Here is a 17530-nt window from a genome sequence, read left to right on the forward strand (position 1 = left end):
TGCAACCCGCTTTGGATGAAGACCCGCTGTTTCAGAAAGGGTAATCAAACCCTGCCTTTTTATAGATGGCCTTGAACGCATCTGCCTTGTGGAAGGTTTCCATTTCCTCGTCCCAGATGCGCCGCAACACCTCGCCACGGGGGGTGTTGGCAAAGGCCAGGTACAGCCCCAGGTGCATCACAAACGCCAGTTCAAAATCCCGCATGTCCGCGCTGCGCGCCTTGATGTCATCGGCAATGTCGGACTGCGCACCGATGAAGTAATCGATGCGGCCCGCTTCCAGCATCTGCATGGCACTCTGGATGGTGTCCACCTCGACGATCTTCACCGGCACGTTAAGGTATCTGTCCAGGCCAAAATCGCGCAGCCACGCCACGCGCTTGTCGCGCAGATCGCTGGTCCCGCCAAATCGATAGCCCGGACGCTTGCGGAACAGTGCCTGCTGCACGTTGCGGTCAAAGTGCCAGTGCGGGTACAGCGCAAAGTCCTTCTCCTCCAAAAACGAGGCCACCCATGCATCGGCCCGTTTGTCCTTGACCGCCTGCACCGTGCGCGCATAGGGGTAGATGGTGATGCGCAGCTTGATTTTGCGTTGGGCATACACCGCGCGGATGAGGTCGAAATACAGGCCCGAGCCATCCTTGCGCGTGAGGCCGTGCCAGGCGTCGGAGACCAGGTGGATGTCGGTCGGAGGGGTATCGGCCGCCAGGGGCCAGGCCAGGGAAGATGCCACACCCGCCAGGAGTGTCCGACGTGACCACAACGCCAGACGGTCGCACTCAACGCAAGCTTTCATGGCAACTCCCAGAGCGTCAGCACCGCCGCCGGACTGCTGACCGCGATCAAGATCGTTGAAGACTATGAAGCAGTTTGTTGCAATTGTAGTGAGGCAAGGGCGTTGCACAAGGGCAGAAAACCATGCTCCACCCAGGCGACGAGGAGCCACCCCGCAGCACGGTGCGACGGACTCCATCCACGCACCACGCAAACGATTCGCCAAGACCATTGCATGGGCGGCGCCCAGCGCTTGACGGCCATCGGCAGGGAGACGCGAGCCTAGCCGCCCACCCGCTCCTCGGCAGGCACGGGCGGGGTCGCGTTGCCCGGCACACCTGGCGCTCCGCCAGGCAGGGACGGCTGGTTGGGATCGCTGCGGAACAGCCCCCGCAGCCAGTCGCGCATGGTGTCCAGCGAGCTGTCGGGCGGCGGCACCGGGCGGGTGTCGAACTCGTCCACAAAGCGTTCATTGCCGTCGATCACCTTGCTGCGGATGGCCTGCTGCATGAACTCGCCCACCATGGGCAGTGCGCTGCGGGCGCCCTGCCCCCAATGGTCGCTGCGCAGGGTGATGCGGCCGTCGTTGAAGCCTGCCCAGGCGCCCACCACCACACGCGGATTCATCAGGATGAACCAGCCGTCGGTGTTGTCCTGGGTCGTGCCCGTCTTGCCCGCCACGTCGGCCTGGATGCCATAGCGGCTGCGGATGGCGGTGGCCGTGCCATGGTCGATGGCACCCCGCATGGTGTTGCGCAGGGTTTGTGCGGCGCGGGCGTCGAACACCGCCTCGGGGGCCGACGGGGCAAAGGTTTCCAGCACCTTGCCGTGGCGGTCTTCGATGCGGGTGATGAGCACCGGCTCGATATAGCGCCCCAAGTTGGCGATGGAGCTGTAGGCCGACACCATTTCCTTGAGCGTGACCGGGCTCGTGCCCAGCGCAAGCGAAGGCACTTCTTCGAGCTTGGACTGGCGCACGCCCAGGGCCCGCGCCACCTCGGCCACACGCGCCGGGCCCACCTGGTGCATGACCTGGGCGGTGATGGTGTTCTTGGAGCGCGCCAGGCCATCGGCCAGCGTCATGGGCTCGTCGCTGGGCGGGCCGCCGTCGGTGGGGCGCCACACGCGGCCACCGCCCAGGGGGATCTCCACGGCCGAGTCCATGAGCGTGTCGTCGGGCGATGCGCCCTGCGCAAAGGCCGCGCCATACACAAACGGCTTGAAGGTGGAGCCCGGCTGGCGCCGCGCGGCCTGCACGTGGTCGAACGGGTCCTGCGCAAAGTCGCGGCTGCCCACCCAGGCCAGCACATGGCCAGTGACCGGGTCCTGCGCCAGGAACCCGGCCTGCACCCGTGTCTTCTCGGCACGCAGCTTCGGCAAAAAGGCGGTGTCGTCCAGCAGCGCCTTGAGCACATCCTCGGGCGCCTCGCCCTTGTCCACGGCGGCGCGGTATTCGGCGCTTTCGCGCACCAGCGTCTGCACCAGCTCGTTGTTCGGGCCCCAGCCATTGCGCTGCGACCAGGCCGTGTCGGCCACACCCTGCAGCTGCCGCCCCTGGCGCGCCACGGCCTGGTTGGCCATGGCCTGCAGGCGCGAGTCGATGGTGGTGCGGATCACCAGGCCATCGGCATACAGGTTGTAGCCATGGCTGTCGGCCCACTCGATGAGCTGCTTGCGCAGCTGCATCGCAAAGTGCGGCGCGGGTCCCATCACCTCGGTCTGGCGCTCGAAGTTGACGCGCAGCGGGCGCTTTTGCAGGGCTTCCAGCTGCTTTTCTTCGAGCTTGCCGCGCTTGACCATCTGCGACAGCACGGTGTTGCGGCGGGCCTGCGCGCGCTCGGGGTTGAGCACGGGGTTGTAGTAGGCCGTGCCTTTGAGCATGCCGATCAGCGTAGCGCTCTCCAGCACATTGAGCTTGTCGGCCGACTTGTCGAAATACGTGCGCGCGGCCATCTCGATGCCGTAGGCGTTGTACAGAAACGGCACGGTGTTGAGGTAGGTCTCCAGGATCTCGTCCTTGGTGTACGAGGCCTCGATCTTGAGGGCCGTGATCGCCTCCTTGAGCTTGCGCGTGAGCGCCTGCGGGAACACGCGCGAGCGGCCGATCTCGTCCGGAAACAGATTGCGCGCCAGCTGCTGCGTGATGGTGGAGCCACCCTGCGGATCGCCCCGCAGCGTGTGCACCACCGACGATGCCGTGCGCTTCCAGTCCAGCCCGAAATGGTCGTAGAAGCGGTGGTCTTCAGTGGCGATGAGAGCATTCACCACATTCGGCGAAATCTCGTTCAGCTCCACCCATTCGCGGTTGGCCCAGCGGTATTCGGCCAGCAGCTTGCCGTCCACCGACATGAGCTGCGCGGGCAGCTCGCTTTTGGCCTTGCGGATGTCGCTGATGGAGGGCGTGAACGGGATCAGCACCAGCGTGTAGGCCAGCACGGCGGCGGGCACGGCGAGGGCGCCCCAGAGCAGCGCGCGGCGCAGCGGGCGGGGCATCCAGGCGAACAGGCCGGCCAGCCAGCGGAACAGGGCCGCAGCGCGGGCCTGGAGAGAAAGCAGCAAGGTGCGCATCAAAAACCCAGAGAAAAAAGCGCAAAAAGAGCGCGTCACGCGCCCGCGCCCGCGCCCGCGCCCGACAGCAGGGCCAGCATGCCCGCTTCATCCAGCACCGGCACGCCCAGCTCTTCGGCCTTGGCCAGTTTGCTGCCCGCTTCGGCGCCGGCCACCACGTAGCTGGTCTTCTTGCTGACAGAACCGGCCACTTTGGCGCCAGCGGCCTCCAGCATGTCCTTGGCGGCCTCGCGGCTGAGCGTGGGCAGTGTGCCGGTCAGCACCACGGTTTTGCCCGCCAGAATCTGCGGAGCCCGCTCGGCCACCGGGCCCTCGGGCCAGGTCACGCCGCAGGCGCGCAGTTGTTCGACCACCTCGCGGTTGTGCGGCTGGGCAAAGAAGGTGTGCAGGCTCTGCGCCACCACCGGCCCCACATCGTTCACCTCCAGCAACTGCTCCACGCTGGCGTCCATGATCGCGTCCAGCGTGCCAAAGTGTTTGGCAAGGTCCTTTGCCGTGGCCTCGCCCACATGGCGCAGCCCCAGGCCGAACAAGAAACGCGGCAAGGTGGTCTGCTTGGATTTTTCGAGCGCAGCCAGCACGTTCTGGGCCGACTTTTCTGCCATGCGCTCCAGCGCAATGAGGGAGGTCAGGCCCAGCCGGTACAGGTCGGGCAGCGTGCGGATCACATTCGCGTCCACCAGCTGGTCCACCAGCTTGTCGCCCAGGCCCTCAATGTCCATGGCACGGCGCGCGGCAAAGTGCAGGATGGCCTCCTTGCGCTGCGCGGCGCAGAACAGGCCGCCGGTGCAGCGGTGGTTGGCCTCGCCCTTTTCGCGCACCACGGCGCTGCCACACACGGGGCAGGCTGTGGGCATCTGGAAGTTGGGTACATAGCCCGTGCGGTTGCCCGGCATCACGCCGACGACCTCGGGAATCACGTCGCCCGCACGGCGCACGATGACCGTGTCGCCTACGCGCACGCCCTTCTTGCGGATCTCGAACAGGTTGTGCAGCGTGGCGTTGGTGACGGTGACACCGCCCACAAACACCGGCGCGAGACGCGCGACCGGCGTGATCTTGCCGGTGCGGCCCACCTGCACGTCGATGCCTTCGATCTTGGTGGCCATCTCCTGCGCGGGGTACTTGTGCGCCACGGCCCAGCGCGGCTCGCGGGTCTTAAAGCCCAGGTCGCGCTGCAGCTGCAGGGAGTTGACCTTGTAGACCACACCGTCGATGTCGTACGGCAGCGCATCGCGGCTGGCGCCCACCTGCTGGTGAAACGCTACCAATTCAGTAGCATCTACCGCAATTTGCACCTGCGTTGCGACCGGGAAACCCCATGATTTCAGCGTCTGCAGCATCTCGTAGTGCGTGCGGAACACCGGTCCGCCTTCGGCAGGCGGAGTGATCGCACCCAGGCCGTAGGCAAAAAAGCTCAAGGGCCGCTGGGCGGTGATGTTGGAGTCGAGCTGGCGCACCGCACCCGCTGCGGCATTGCGCGGGTTCACAAAGGTCTTGCCACCCTGCTCCCGCTGGCGCTCGTTCAGCGCGTCGAAGTCTGCGCGGCGCATGTAGACCTCGCCACGTACTTCGAGCAGCGGCGGTACACCGCTAGGCAGCGTGAGGGGTATCTGCCGGATCGTGCGGATGTTGTGCGTCACGTCCTCGCCCACCTCGCCATCACCGCGCGTGGCGGCCTGCACCAGGCGGCCATTTTCGTAGCGCAGGCTCATGGCCAGGCCGTCAAACTTGGGCTCGGCCACGTATTCGATGGCAGGGTCAGCGTCAGCCAGGCCCAGCTCGCGCCGCACGCGCGCGTCAAACGCCTGCGCGCCCGTCGCCTCGGTGTCGGTTTCGGTGTGGATGCTCAGCATGGGCACCGTGTGGCGCACGGGGGCCAGGCCTTCCATCACCGCGCCAATCACGCGCTGCGTGGGCGAATCGGGGGTGACCAGATCGGGGTGCGCGGCTTCGAGCGCCTGCAGCTCGCGGAACACGCGGTCGTACTCGGCGTCGGGCACGGTGGGCTCGTCCAGCACGTAGTACTGGTGGGCCCAGTGGTTGAGCTGGGCGCGTAAAGCCAGAGCCACCTCACTAGGTTGAGGTTCAGGCGTGATGGCAGAGAAAAGATCAGGGTCAGTCGCCACGGATAAAACCAAACAGAGAAGAAGGTCGTTGCATGCGCACAGTAACGGCGGCAGGCATCTTTTGCCTCAGAAAGTCCACGATACGGGTATCCAGGCGCCCCAGACAGGCCTTGGCTTTGATGGGACCGCCTTCGTGGCGTTCAAACACAAAAGTCCGTTGGCTAGCCTCCCCTTGGATCACAAGCGCTTTGATGTCCACCAACTGCAACTCAACTTGCCGCTGCGTGAGATTCTCAGGCAGCGCCAAAAAGATGGTGGTTTCGTTGATCCGCACCAGCGGTCGGCCCATAGCTCCAAATTTTTTCCACTCAAGCCAACTCCGCGCAGTGCCCCATATGCAGACCAAGGTGAGAAAAAGGGCCACGTAGTTGGCCTTGCCTTGGGATTTAGACCACACAAATAAAACCAACACCAGCACGCCGCACACTGCGGGAACTGCCAGATCAAGCGCCAGATTCGATGGGCGAAAAAGTCCTTCGTGCGTTTCCACCACAGGAGGAAACAAGAGGTGCCACCAGCGCTTGGTGGACTCCTGCTGTGTTGGAACAGAGTTCACGTTGCTCAGCTGAACAGCCGCCGCGCCAGCACGGACCCCGCCGACAGATCCCGCCCATCCAGCTGGTCATACAGCAGCTCCAGATCGCCCGCGATCGGGTCCATGGCCATCGCGGGCAGCGGGGTGCCGTTCTGGTCGCAGAGCACGCCGTCCATGGCCTGGCACAGAGCGGCGGCCACGTCGCGCAGGCGGGCAAAGGGCTGCTCGGTGCGGTGCACCTGGGCAACATCCAGGCTCAGCGTGATGTCGCGGATGGCGGACTGGTCGGGGTCGTCGGCCAATGCGGCCTGGGTGTCGTAGCCCAGGGTGAGCAAGGGCGGCAGGCCCGGGGTGCTGGCGGGCAGCACCAGGCGGCCGGGCATGGCGCCGGGCACAAAGCCCAGGCGGGCGGCATTCTGCTGCACATAGCCGGGGCTCCACGCGGCCTGGCGGGCACGCAGCATGAACATGAGCTGGGCGTCGTGGTCACTGGCGAACTGGTCCAGTTCGCGCGCGCGGGCCACTTCCTGCAGCATGTCTGGGAAGTCGGGCGCGGCGTTGACGGTGTCGGCAAAGGCCTGGGCCTTGACCACGAATTCGGAGAACTCGATCTCGTTGAGCGCGCCCATGCGGTTGGCCAGTTGCACGCCCGCCTGGAACGACTGGTAGCGCTGGCCGGGGGCCGGGGTTTCCCACTGCTGGGTGGCTTCGTTCAGGCCTTCGATGGCAAAGGGCTTGCTGCCTGCACGGCGGGTGGGTGGCAGCGCGGCCAGCGCCGCGTCGCCCGACACGACGTGCTCAGGCTGCAGCAAAGCGATCACGTCGATCAGCGGGTCCAGCCCGGGGCGGCGCTCGGGCGAAAACGGTGGCACGGGCAGTTGCAGGGCATCGCCCGCGTCCACGGTATGTTCAGACGGCTCCGGCCCCCGGTCGAGGCCATGGAACTCGCTGGGTGGCATGGCACCGGTCGCGCCCGCATCGAAGCCGGGCTCGAGGCGCTGCGCGGGCTCTGCCGCTGGATCGTGCTCCGTGGGCAGGGCGCGCTTGGGCGCATTGCGGCGCGAGGTCCAGGTGTTGTAGGCCACGATGAGGGCCAGCACCAGACCGCCGATGATGGCCAGACTCAGTTGCAATGTGCTCATGGTTGGGTGGGTTGTTTCAAGCGTCTGCCATGGAGAGGGCCGATTCCATATCGACGGCCACGATGCGCGACACGCCCTGCTCCTGCATGGTCACGCCGATCAGTTGCTCGGCCATTTCCATCGCGATCTTGTTGTGGCTGATGAACAAGAACTGCGTGCCCTTGCTCATGCTGGAGACCAGCTTGGCGTAGCGCTCGGTGTTGGCATCGTCCAGCGGTGCGTCCACCTCGTCCAGCAGGCAGAACGGCGCGGGGTTGAGCTGGAAGATGGCGAACACCAGCGCGATGGCCGTGAGCGCCTTCTCGCCGCCCGACAGCAGGTGGATGGTCTGGTTCTTCTTGCCCGGGGGCTGGGCCATCACCTGCACGCCGGAATCGAGGATTTCGTCGCCCGTGATGATGAGCTTGGCCTGGCCACCGCCGAACAGTTCGGGGAACATGCGCCCAAAGTGGCCGTTGACGGTGTCGAAGGTGCCCGAGAGCAGCTGGCGCGTTTCGCCGTCGATCTTGCGGATCGCGTCTTCCAACGTGTTCATCGCCTCGGTCAGGTCGGCTGTCTGCGCATCGAGGAAGATCTTGCGCTCGCTGGCGAGCTTGAGTTCGTCCAGTGCTGCCAGGTTCACGGCGCCCAGGGCGGCGATTTCGCGGTGCAGGCGGTCGATTTCACTTTGCAGGCCACCCACGCGCACATTGCCGTCGGTGATCGACTGGGCCACGGCTTCGAGGTCGGCCTGGGCGTCGGCCAGCAAGGTGGTGTATTGCTCCAGGCCTAGGCGCGCGGCCTGTTCCTTGAGCTGGAATTCGGTGATGCGCGCGCGCAGCGGGTCGAGCGCACGTTCGAGCTGCATGCGGCGTTCATCGCTGGCGCGCAGCTTCGTCGTGAGGTCGTCGTATTCGCTGCGCTGGGCGCCGAGCGCCTTTTCGCGTTCCATCTTCACTTCCAGCGCGGCCTGCAGGCCACCTTGCGCGGCGGCGTCGGACAGGCGGGCCAGCTCGTCACGCGCGCGCTGCTCTTCATCGGCCAGGGCCTTGGCCTGCTGCGTGGCGGTTTCGATGGAACGGTTGAGTTCGGCGCGGCGCGCTTCCAGGCTGCGCTGGGAGAAAGTGGCCTCTTGCGCCTGGCGCTCCAGCGTGCGCTGCTGTTCGCGGCAGGCGGTGAGCTTGCGCTCAGCCTCGATGACCTTGTCGCCCAGTTGCGCCTCGCGCTCCTGGCTGTCGGCCAGCTGCATGTCCAGTTCTTCAAAACGCGCTTCGGCCGCCACGCGGCGTTCCTGCAGGTCGGCCAGCTGGGCCTCGACTTCGGCCAGGTCGCCGTCGATTTGCTGGCTGCGCGCGCGGGTCTGTTCGGCCAACTGCGTGAGGCGCAGGGTTTCGACCTGCAGCTCGTGGGCACGGCTCTGGGTTTCGGTGGCTTCGCGGCGGGCGGCCACCAGGCGCTGCGAGGCGTCGGCATAGGCCGCCTCGGCACGGACCAGGGCGGTGCGTGATTCTTCGGCGATCAGGGCCTGCGCGCGCAGCTCCTTTTCGAGGTGCTCGATCTCCTGCGCGCGGGCCAGCATGCCGGACTGTTCGGAGTCCTGCGCGTAAAAGCTCACGCTGTGGGCGCTGACCGCATGGCCGGTAGGAACAAACACTACCTCCCCAGGCTGCAGCGTGCTGCGGCGGGCCAAAGCGTCGTCCAAGGTGGGCGCGGTGTAGCAGCCTTGCAGCCAGTCCACCAACACGGCCCGCAGGCCCGCATCGTTCAGGCGCAGCAGGTCTGACAGGCGGGCGTGGGGGGACGATGTTTCGGGGTGGCCCGCAGCGGGGGCACTGTAGAAGGCCAGGCGCGCGGGCGGCGCATCGTTGCCTCCGGAGCCGAGGAAGCCGCGCACCATGTCCAGGCGCCCTACTTCCAAGGCGGCCAGCCGTTCGCGTAAGGCGGCTTCCAGCGCGTTTTCCCAGCCGGGTTCGATGTGGATGCGGCTCCACAGGCCTTGCAAGCCGTCGAGGCCATGTTTGGCAAGCCAGGGGCGCAGTTTGCCGTCGGTCTTGACCTTTTCCTGCAGCGCCTTGAGCGCCTCCATGCGGGCCGACAGCTCGGCCTGGCGCGCGCTTTCGCTGTTCACGGCTTGCTGGCGCGCGCGGCGGTCGTCGTCGAGCTGGGGTACGGACTCCTGCAGCTCGTGCAGGCGGGCTGCGGTGGTTTCGGCAATCTCCTGCGCTTCTTCGAGCTGTTCGCGCAGGTTGGTCAGGCGGGCTTCGTCGGGTGCAGCCAGCGCGTTGCGGTCGGTGCGCAGGCGTTCAAAGCGGGCGTCCAGCTGGCGGCTTTGTTCGTCAAAGCTGCGCTGCTCGGCGGCCAACACGCCGATCTGCTGCTGCACCTGCACGACGCTGCTGCGCTGTTCGGCCGTGCGGGCCTGGGCCTGGCGCAGGGCCTCTTCCAGGTCAGGCATTTGCATGGCCTGCTCTTCGACCTGGGCAGCCAGCAGTTCGGCGCGTTCTTCGGCGTCCACGCCCGCACCGGCCAGGTTTTCCAGCTCCACGTCGGCGTCTTCCTTGCGGGCCTGCCACTGGGCGATCTGCTCGGCCAGTTGCACCAGGCGCTGTTCCACGCGCTGGCGGCCTTCGACCACGTAGCGGATCTCGGCTTCGAGCTTGCCGACTTCGGCCGTGGCTTCGTAGAGCTTGCCCTGGGCCTGGTTGACCTGGTCACCGGCGGCGTAATGGGCTTGGCGGATGGTTTCGAGGTCGGACTCGACGGCGCGCAAATCGGCCATGCGCGATTCGAGGTCGTTCACGGCCTGCAGACCATCGAGGCGCACCTTGTTCTGCTGCTCTTCGGCTTCGGCCCGCTTCAAAAACCACAGCTGGTGCTGTTTGAGCGTGGCGTCGGCGTGCAGGGTGTTGTACTTGGCAGCCACCTCAGCCTGCTTTTCGAGCTTTTCGAGGTTGGCGTTCAGCTCGCGCAGGATGTCTTCGACCCGCGTGAGGTTCTCGCGCGTGTCCGAGAGGCGGTTTTCGGTCTCGCGGCGGCGCTCCTTGTATTTGGAGACACCCGCAGCTTCTTCGAGGAACAGGCGCAGTTCCTCAGGGCGGCTTTCGATGATCCGGCTGATGGTGCCCTGGCCGATGATGGCGTAGGCGCGCGGCCCAAGGCCGGTGCCCAGAAACACGTCCTGCACGTCGCGGCGGCGCACGGGCTGGTTGTTCAGGTAGTAGCTGCTGGTGCCGTCGCGCGTGAGCACGCGGCGCACCGCCACCTCGCCGTACTGGCCCCACTGGCCGCCCGCGCGGTGGTCGGAGTTGTCGAACACCAGCTCCACACTCGCACGGCTGGCCTGCTTGCGGGTGGTGGTGCCACTGAAGATCACGTCCTGCATGCTCTCGCCGCGCAGCTCGCTGGCCTTGCTTTCGCCCAGCACCCAGCGCACCGCATCCATGATGTTGGACTTGCCGCAGCCGTTCGGGCCCACCACGCCCACCAGTTGGCCGGGCAGCATGAAGTTGGTGGGTTCAGCGAACGACTTGAAACCGGAAAGCTTGATGGAGGTAAGACGCACGGGTCAGGGGGCGGGCAAAAATGGGAGAAGCGGGGATGGGAAGCTGCGCCGGACGGGCGTTCCGGCGGGGAACACGCTGGCTGCAGCCACGGCGGAATGATACCGCGCCGCCTGCGTGCCCCCTTGCCCTGGCGGCTTGGGGCGGCTCCCTAAGCCGTGTATTGCGGAAACATTTGGTTAAAACAGGCCTTGCCGCGCATCCAGCATGGCTTTATAGCTATCAATTTTGAATACCTATACCCTGCCGGATAACCCGGCAAACAGCGCGCGGAAAGCCCCTGCCCCGCCCGGCGTTCAGGCCTGGGGCGGCAACCCGTCCACCGCATTGGTGCGGCGCACCAGGGCCTCAAACTCGGCCACGGGCAGCGGGGGGCTCAGCAGGTAGCCCTGCCAGGCATGGCAGTGGTGCCGCTCCAGAAACTCGCGCTGGGCCTCGGTTTCCACCCCTTCGGCGATCACGCGCAGGCCCAGGCTGGTGCCCAGGGCCACCACGGTGCGGGCAATGGCGGCGTCGTTGGGGTCGGTGAGCACGTCGCGCACAAAGCTCTGGTCGATCTTGAGCTGGTCGAGCGGCAAGCGCTTGAGGTAGCTCAGCGACGAATAGCCAGTGCCGAAGTCGTCCAGCGAAAAGCCCACGCCGTAGCCCTTGAGCTGGCCCATCTTGTCGATGGTGTCTTCCACGTCTTCCAGCAGCAGGCCTTCGGTCATCTCCAGCTTGAGCTGGCGGCCGTCGGCCCCGGCACCGGCCAGCGCGGCCAGCACCTGGGCCACAAAGCCGCTCTGGTGGAACTGGCGCGGGCTCACGTTGACGGCCAGGCTCAAAGGCGCCAGTGCGGGTTGCAGCGCCCACGACGCGAGGCACTGGCAGGCCGTTTTCAGCACCCATTCGCCCAGCGGCAAGATGAGCCCGGTTTCTTCGGCCAGCGGGATGAAATGGGCGGGCGACACGAACCCGTCGCGCGGGTGGCGCCAGCGCAGCAGGGCCTCGGCACCAATGATGCGGCCATGGTCGATCTGCGGCTGGTAGTACAGCTCGAACTGCCCCTGGGCCAGGCCAGTGCGCATGTCCAGCTCCAGCGCAGCCCGCGCGCTCACGGCGGCCTGCATCTTGGGGTCATAGAAACGCAGGGTGTCGCGGCCCGCGTCCTTGGCCTGGTAGAGCGCCAGGTCGGCGCGCTTGAGCAGCTCGTCCGCCGTCTCGCGCATGCCGCTGAACACCGCCACGCCCATGCTCAGCGAGCTGTGGTGTGTGTCGCCGTCAAGCAGGTAGGGCTCACGCAGCACGGACAGGATGCGCTGGCCCACTTCTTCGCCGCGTGCCGCCGCCTCTTCGGGGCTGGCGCCCAGGTCTTCCAGCACCACCACAAACTCGTCGCCACCCTGGCGGGCCACGGTGTCGTCCTCGTGCACACAGCCGCGCAGGCGGTGCGCCACCTGCAAAAGCAAGGTGTCGCCCCGGTCATGGCCCCGGGTTTCGTTGAGGGTCTTGAAGTTGTCCAGGTCCAGCATCAAAAGCGCACCGCTGCGGTGGTGGCGGGCGCTGGTGGCCAGTGCCTGCTGCAGCCGGTCCATCAGCAGGCGCCGGTTGGGCAGGCGGGTGAGCGGGTCGTAATACGCCAGGATGTTGATCTCTTCCTCGGCGGCCTTGTGCTGGCTCAGGTCCTGCATGGTGATGAGGCGCCCGCCATCGACAAAGATGCCGGAGATCTCCACCGGCTTGAGCTTGCCGTCGGCGCACCGGATGGTGTACTCGGCTGCAGGAATCACGCCCTGGTTTCTGGCATTGATCAGCTCTTGCCGGATGGCATCGCGCTCCACCGCATCCGGGTAGGCACGCTGCCACCAGGTGTCCACGTCGGGGACTTCTTCCTGGGTGTAGCCACAGATCTGCACATAACGCTCGTTGCGGAAGCTGATGAGGCCGTCCTCCTGCACCAGGCACAAACCCATGGGCAGGCGCTCCAGGATGCTGCGCAAGCGCTGCTCGTTGGCGCGCAGGGTTTCTTCCATGCGCTTGCGCGAGGTGATGTCCTGCACCACGGCGATGTGGTGGCCGGTGAACCACATCGACGACACGGTGAGGTCGCCCCAGACCACATGCCCGTCCTTGTGGATGTAGCGTTTTTCGAGGCGGTACTCGGGCAGGTCGCCGCTCTTGAGGCGCCGCACCTGGGCCATGTCGGCGGCCAGGTCGTCGGGGTGGGTGAGGCTCTGGAAGGTCTTGCCCAGCAACTCCTGCACGCTGTAGCCCAGGATGTCGGCATAGCGCTGGTTGGCGCGCAAAAACTGGCCGGTGTCGGAATCCACCTGAGCCACCCCCACGGTGGCCTGGTTGAACAGGGCACCAAACCGCTCTTCGCTCTCGCGCCGGGCGTCGTCTGACACCTGGGCGCGCACCAGCGCCAGGGTGCGCTGGCGCACCAGCAGCCCCACCGTGGACGCGGCCAGCAGCGACACCAGCACACCGGCCAGCCCCGCCAACAGCGGCAGCCGCGCCTCTTGCTGCGTCAGGAACGAGCGTGTGGGATAAAACGTGAGCTGCCAGCGCCGGTCGTGCACCACCAGGTCACGCACCAGGGGCCGCGCGCCGGGCAGGCCGGGCGAGGTCTGCTCCAGCAGCGGGCGCACCGTGGTGTCGCGGGCGTCCGTGCGCACCGGGCCCTGGTCGGTCATGGCCACGGCGATGCCGTTCAGAAAGCCCTGGCTGCCGAGGCCCTGCACCAGGTCGTACACCCGCAGGGTAGAGGCCACGGCCCCCACAAACCGCTGCTCGGCCGTGCCCGCCGTGGGGTCGAACACCGGCACGCGGATCACGATGCCCTGGCGGTATTTTTCTTCCTGGATCAGGTCGAACGGCGCCGACACCACGGTCTGGCCGCTGTCGCGGCTGTAGCGCATGGCCGCCAGGTTGGTGGGTTGGGCGCTGATGTCCAGGCCCAGCACCCCTTCGTTGCCCACCATGGGCCAGAGGTACTCGGCCACAAAGTACTCGGCACGCTCGCCCGGCGGGTGGATGCGGAAGTTGGGGAAGCCATCGGGCGAAAGCGAGGTGTCCACCCGCACGCGGGCCTCGTAGGCTTCGCGTTCCGGGCCTGGCACCCAGCGGGTGAACGACAGGTTGCGCACCCCCGGGTAACGTTGGCCCACTTCCATCTCGCTGGCGGCGCGCTCGAAGTCCAGCCGCGACAGATGGGGGTTGGCGGTGAACAGGCCCCGCAGGCAGTTGACCACCTCAGTGTCCCCGGTGATGCGCTGGCTCAACGCATCGGAAAAAGCCCGCGCCTCCTGCACAAACCGCGCTTCGTCAATTTGTGCCATCGAATCCGCCTGGTGCGCTCCCAGCCACAGGCTCAGGCCCAGCCCCAGCACGGCCACGCCCAGGCCAGACCACCAGTGCCTGTAGCGGCCGGGCGCAAGCGGGCCGGCCGGGAGGGGGGAACTCGGGGGGAGGGTCAGACGAATGCCTCAGCCGGGGAGCAGGTTGGTGGGACGCCAGCCAAGCAACAAGTCGGCCAGCCAGAGCGGGATGGACGCAGGATAGCGGCAAACCTGGCCCAGCGGCACCAACATTTTGTTATCGCGCAACATTCGATAAAAAAGTGCCGTCTCCGCAGCACTGTCATGCCTTGCATGCTATGAAATGATGAGCATATTTCATGACCGATGGGTCGCGGTTTGCGGCGCAGCCACCGGATACGGGGCAAAACGGCTGTGGTTCTCATTCACATCCAGCGCCCGCCCGATGGGTGGGAACGCGCGCTGCGGGCAGGCGTCGCGCTCGCATACCTTGCAGCCCATGCCGATGGGCACGGCGGCCTCGGGGTTGGCCAGGTCGAGCCCGCGGGAGTACACCAGCTGCGGCGCATGGCGGATGTCGCAGCCCAGCGCCACCGAGAACTCCTTGCCCGGCACGCCCCACCCGCCCCCGCCGCGCGCCACGGTGCGCGCCACCCACAGGTAGGCGCGGCCATCGGGCATGCGCGCCACCTGCGGCACGGTGCGCCCGGGCTGGGCAAAGGCCTCGTACACATTCCACAGCGGGCAGGTGCCGCCGATCTTGCTGAAGTGGAAATGTGTGGCCGACTGCCGCTTGCTGATGTTGCCCGCGCGGTCCACCCGGATGAAGAAGAACGGCACGCCCCGCGCACTGGGCCGCTGCAACGTAGACAGGCGGTGGCACACGGTCTCGAAACCCACGCCAAACTGGTGGCCGAGCCGGTCGATGTCGTAGTGCGCCGCCTCGGCCGCGCGCAAGAAGGCGGTGTAGGGCAGCACCAGCGCCCCCGCAAAGTAGTTGGCCAGGCCAATGCGCGCCAGCGCCCGGGCCTGGTCGCTCGACAAACCCGCGCTGTCGGCCAGGCGCTGCAGCTCAGCACCCTGCTCCAGAAACGCCAGCTGCGTCGCCATCTGAAACGCGCGCTGCCCGCGCTCCAGCCCCGCCGCCAGCTGCAGCAGCCCGGTGTCGGCCTGGAACACACGCTGTGCCTGCCCCGGCAGGTCGGCCACATCCACCACGCGCACGCCATGGGCGGCGAGCAGGCGCTGGGCCAGCGCCTCGTCGGCGCGGCCGGGCAGCAGGCCCCAGTCGGCGGCGCACTGCTCGGCCGCGTCGTCCAGCTCGGCAATGTGGTTCTGGCGCGCAAAGAAGAAGTCGCGCACCTCTTCATAGGCCATGGGCGGGTGGTGGGCCATGGCGCCCTCCCCGCCCCGGTCATTGCCCAGGGCGGCCAGGCGTTCAAGCGCCTGGCGGTGCCGCTGGTGCAGCGCGAGCAATGTGCGGGCCACGGCGGGCATGCCAGCGGCCAGCTCGCGGATCTCGGCCAGAGACACGGCTTCGCCCGCGCCCTCCCCGCCCAGACCTGCGGGCAGGTCTGCCAGCACCTCGCGCAAGCCGGTGATCAGGCGCGCCTCGTCGTCGTCGGAGAAGCGCTGCACATCCACGCCAAACACGGCGTTGATCTTGAGCAGCACGGGCACCGTGAGCGGGCGCTGGTTCTGCTCCAGCTGGTTGAGGTAGCTGGCCGACAGGTCCAAGGCCCGGGCCAGCGCAATCTGGGTCATGCCGCGCTCTTCGCGCAGGCGGCGCAGGCGCACACCCATGAAGGTTTTTTTCATTGTTTCTTTCGGCAGTGGGGTGGCGCCATTCATTCGCAAACTTTGCAAATCACTGCCGCCACCTTCGCAATCATTCGCCAATTCAGCCCTTACGGAGGGGTGCCATTGTGCGTAAATTGCGAAGCATGACAACCCCTCAAGGCACCGTCGAGCTGACGGAGATCGTCTTCCCCACCATCGCCAACCACTACGGCACGCTGTTCGGCGGCAACGCCTTGCAGCTCATGGCCAAGGCGGCGTTTCTGGCAGCGCGCGGCGCCGCACAGCGCGATGTGGTGATGGCGGGCGTGACGGATGTGTGCTTTCTGGCCCCCGTGCCCGTGGGCCATGTGCTCACGCTGCGCGCCTGGGTCAGCCGCATCGGGCGCAGCTCGCTCACCGTGTGTGTGACCGGCCTGGCCGCCACGCTGGGCTCGCCACCTGAGGAGGTGCTGAAGGGAATTTTTGAAATGGTGGCGGTGGATGGCAAAGGCCGCCCCGCCGCCATCACCAACGCCTATGCAAACCAGGAGACCGCATGACTACCACCGTTGAAACCCCGGGCTTCAAGCCCAAGAAGTCCGTCGCGCTCTCGGGCGTGACCGCCGGTAACACCGCCCTGTGCACCGTGGGCCGCACGGGCAACGACCTGCACTACCGGGGCTACGACATCCTCGACATTGCCGAGGTCTGCGAGTTTGAAGAAATCGCCCACCTGCTGGTGCACGGCAAGCTGCCCACACGCGCCGAACTGCGCGCCTACAAGGCCAAGCTCAAGGCCCTGCGCGGCCTGCCGCTGTCAGTCAAGCAGGCGCTGGAACAACTGCCCGCCGCCAGCCACCCCATGGACGTGATGCGCACGGGCGTCTCGGCCCTGGGCTGCGCGCTGCCCGAAAAGGACGACCACAACCTGCCCGGCGCGCGCGACATTGCCGACCGGTTGATGGCATCACTGGGCTCCATGCTGCTCTACTGGTACCACTGGGCCAGCTCGGGCCGCCGCATCGAGGTAGAGACCGATGACGACTCCATCGGCGCGCACTTCTTGCACCTGCTGCACGGCACCCCACCCAGCGCGGCCTGGGAGCGCGCCATGCACACCTCGCTCAACCTGTATGCCGAGCACGAGTTCAACGCCAGCACCTTCACCGCCCGCGTGGTGGCTGGCACGGGCAGCGACATGTACTCGGCCATCACCGGCGCCATTGGTGCGCTGCGCGGCCCCAAGCACGGCGGCGCCAACGAGGTGGCCTTCGAGATCCAGAAACGCTACGACAGCCCCGACGAGGCCGAGGCCGATATCCGCCGCCGCGTGGACGCCAAAGAGGTGGTCATAGGATTCGGCCACCCGGTCTACACCGTGAGCGACCCGCGCAACGTGGTCATCAAGGGCGTGGCGCACAACTTGTCGCAAGAGGCGGGCAGCACCAAGATGTTCGACATTGCCGAGCGGCTGGAATCTGTGATGTGGGAGGTCAAAAAGATGTTCCCCAACCTCGACTGGTTCAGCGCCGTGAGCTACCACATGATGGGCGTGCCCACCGCCATGTTCACGCCGCTGTTCGTCATTGCGCGCACCAGCGGGTGGGCGGCGCACATCATCGAGCAGCGCATCGACAACAAGATCATCCGGCCGAGTGCGAACTACACCGGGCCCGAAGACCTGGTGTTTGTGCCCATCGAACACCGCGCTTGAATCTCGCCTCCCCTTTCTTCCTCCCTCTCCCCTCGCGGGAGAGGGCCGGGG

Annotated in this window: 10 protein-coding genes; 2 read left to right on the forward strand and 8 right to left on the reverse strand. The window is 66.6% G+C overall.

Annotation, left to right across the window (positions count from 1 at the left end; all coding sequences use genetic code 11):
* Window positions 1–31 precede the first annotated feature (31 nt).
* The 8 genes from A1D30_RS08565 to A1D30_RS08600 form a co-directional block, all read right to left on the reverse strand.
* Window positions 32–733, reverse strand: coding sequence for a transporter substrate-binding domain-containing protein (locus A1D30_RS08565; RefSeq protein WP_063460321.1), 702 nt, complete (start codon window positions 731–733; stop codon window positions 32–34).
* Window positions 734–1056: 323 nt separating this feature from the next.
* Window positions 1057–3342, reverse strand: coding sequence for a transglycosylase domain-containing protein (locus A1D30_RS08570; RefSeq protein ID WP_063460322.1), 2286 nt, complete (start codon window positions 3340–3342; stop codon window positions 1057–1059).
* A 35-nt stretch (window positions 3343–3377) separates the two neighbouring features.
* Entirely contained in the window at window positions 3378–5471 is a 2094-nt protein-coding gene (gene ligA, locus A1D30_RS08575) for an NAD-dependent DNA ligase LigA (RefSeq protein ID WP_063460323.1), read from the reverse strand.
* Window positions 5461–6027, reverse strand: coding sequence for a hypothetical protein (locus A1D30_RS25460; protein ID WP_131798431.1), 567 nt, complete (start codon window positions 6025–6027; stop codon window positions 5461–5463). The genes ligA and A1D30_RS25460 overlap by 11 nt, the downstream gene beginning before the upstream one ends.
* A gap of 5 nt (window positions 6028–6032) precedes the next feature.
* On the reverse strand, window positions 6033–7148 hold the full coding sequence (locus tag A1D30_RS08585; RefSeq protein WP_063460325.1) for a hypothetical protein: 1116 nt from the start codon (window positions 7146–7148) through the stop codon (window positions 6033–6035).
* A 16-nt stretch (window positions 7149–7164) separates the two neighbouring features.
* Window positions 7165–10689: a chromosome segregation protein SMC gene (gene smc, locus A1D30_RS08590; protein WP_063460326.1), complete on the reverse strand. Its 3525-nt coding sequence runs from the start codon at window positions 10687–10689 to the stop codon at window positions 7165–7167.
* A gap of 294 nt (window positions 10690–10983) precedes the next feature.
* Complete coding sequence (locus A1D30_RS08595) at window positions 10984–14070, reverse strand: EAL domain-containing protein (protein ID WP_063460327.1); 3087 nt, start codon at window positions 14068–14070, stop codon at window positions 10984–10986.
* Between the two features lie 273 nt (window positions 14071–14343).
* Window positions 14344–15804, reverse strand: coding sequence for a short-chain fatty acyl-CoA regulator family protein (locus A1D30_RS08600; RefSeq protein ID WP_063460881.1), 1461 nt, complete (start codon window positions 15802–15804; stop codon window positions 14344–14346).
* Window positions 15805–15929: 125 nt separating this feature from the next.
* Here A1D30_RS08600 and A1D30_RS08605 point away from each other — a divergent pair, with 125 nt between their 5' ends.
* Together A1D30_RS08605 and prpC are read left to right on the forward strand one after the other, a co-directional pair.
* Window positions 15930–16325, forward strand: coding sequence for a hotdog domain-containing protein (locus A1D30_RS08605; protein WP_063460328.1), 396 nt, complete (start codon window positions 15930–15932; stop codon window positions 16323–16325).
* Complete coding sequence (gene prpC / locus A1D30_RS08610) at window positions 16322–17479, forward strand: 2-methylcitrate synthase (protein ID WP_063460329.1); 1158 nt, start codon at window positions 16322–16324, stop codon at window positions 17477–17479. The genes A1D30_RS08605 and prpC overlap by 4 nt, the downstream gene beginning before the upstream one ends.
* Window positions 17480–17530 lie beyond the last annotated feature (51 nt).

The sequence above is a fragment of the Acidovorax sp. GW101-3H11 genome, assembly GCF_001633105.1.
GTDB lineage: Bacteria > Pseudomonadota > Gammaproteobacteria > Burkholderiales > Burkholderiaceae_C > Acidovorax.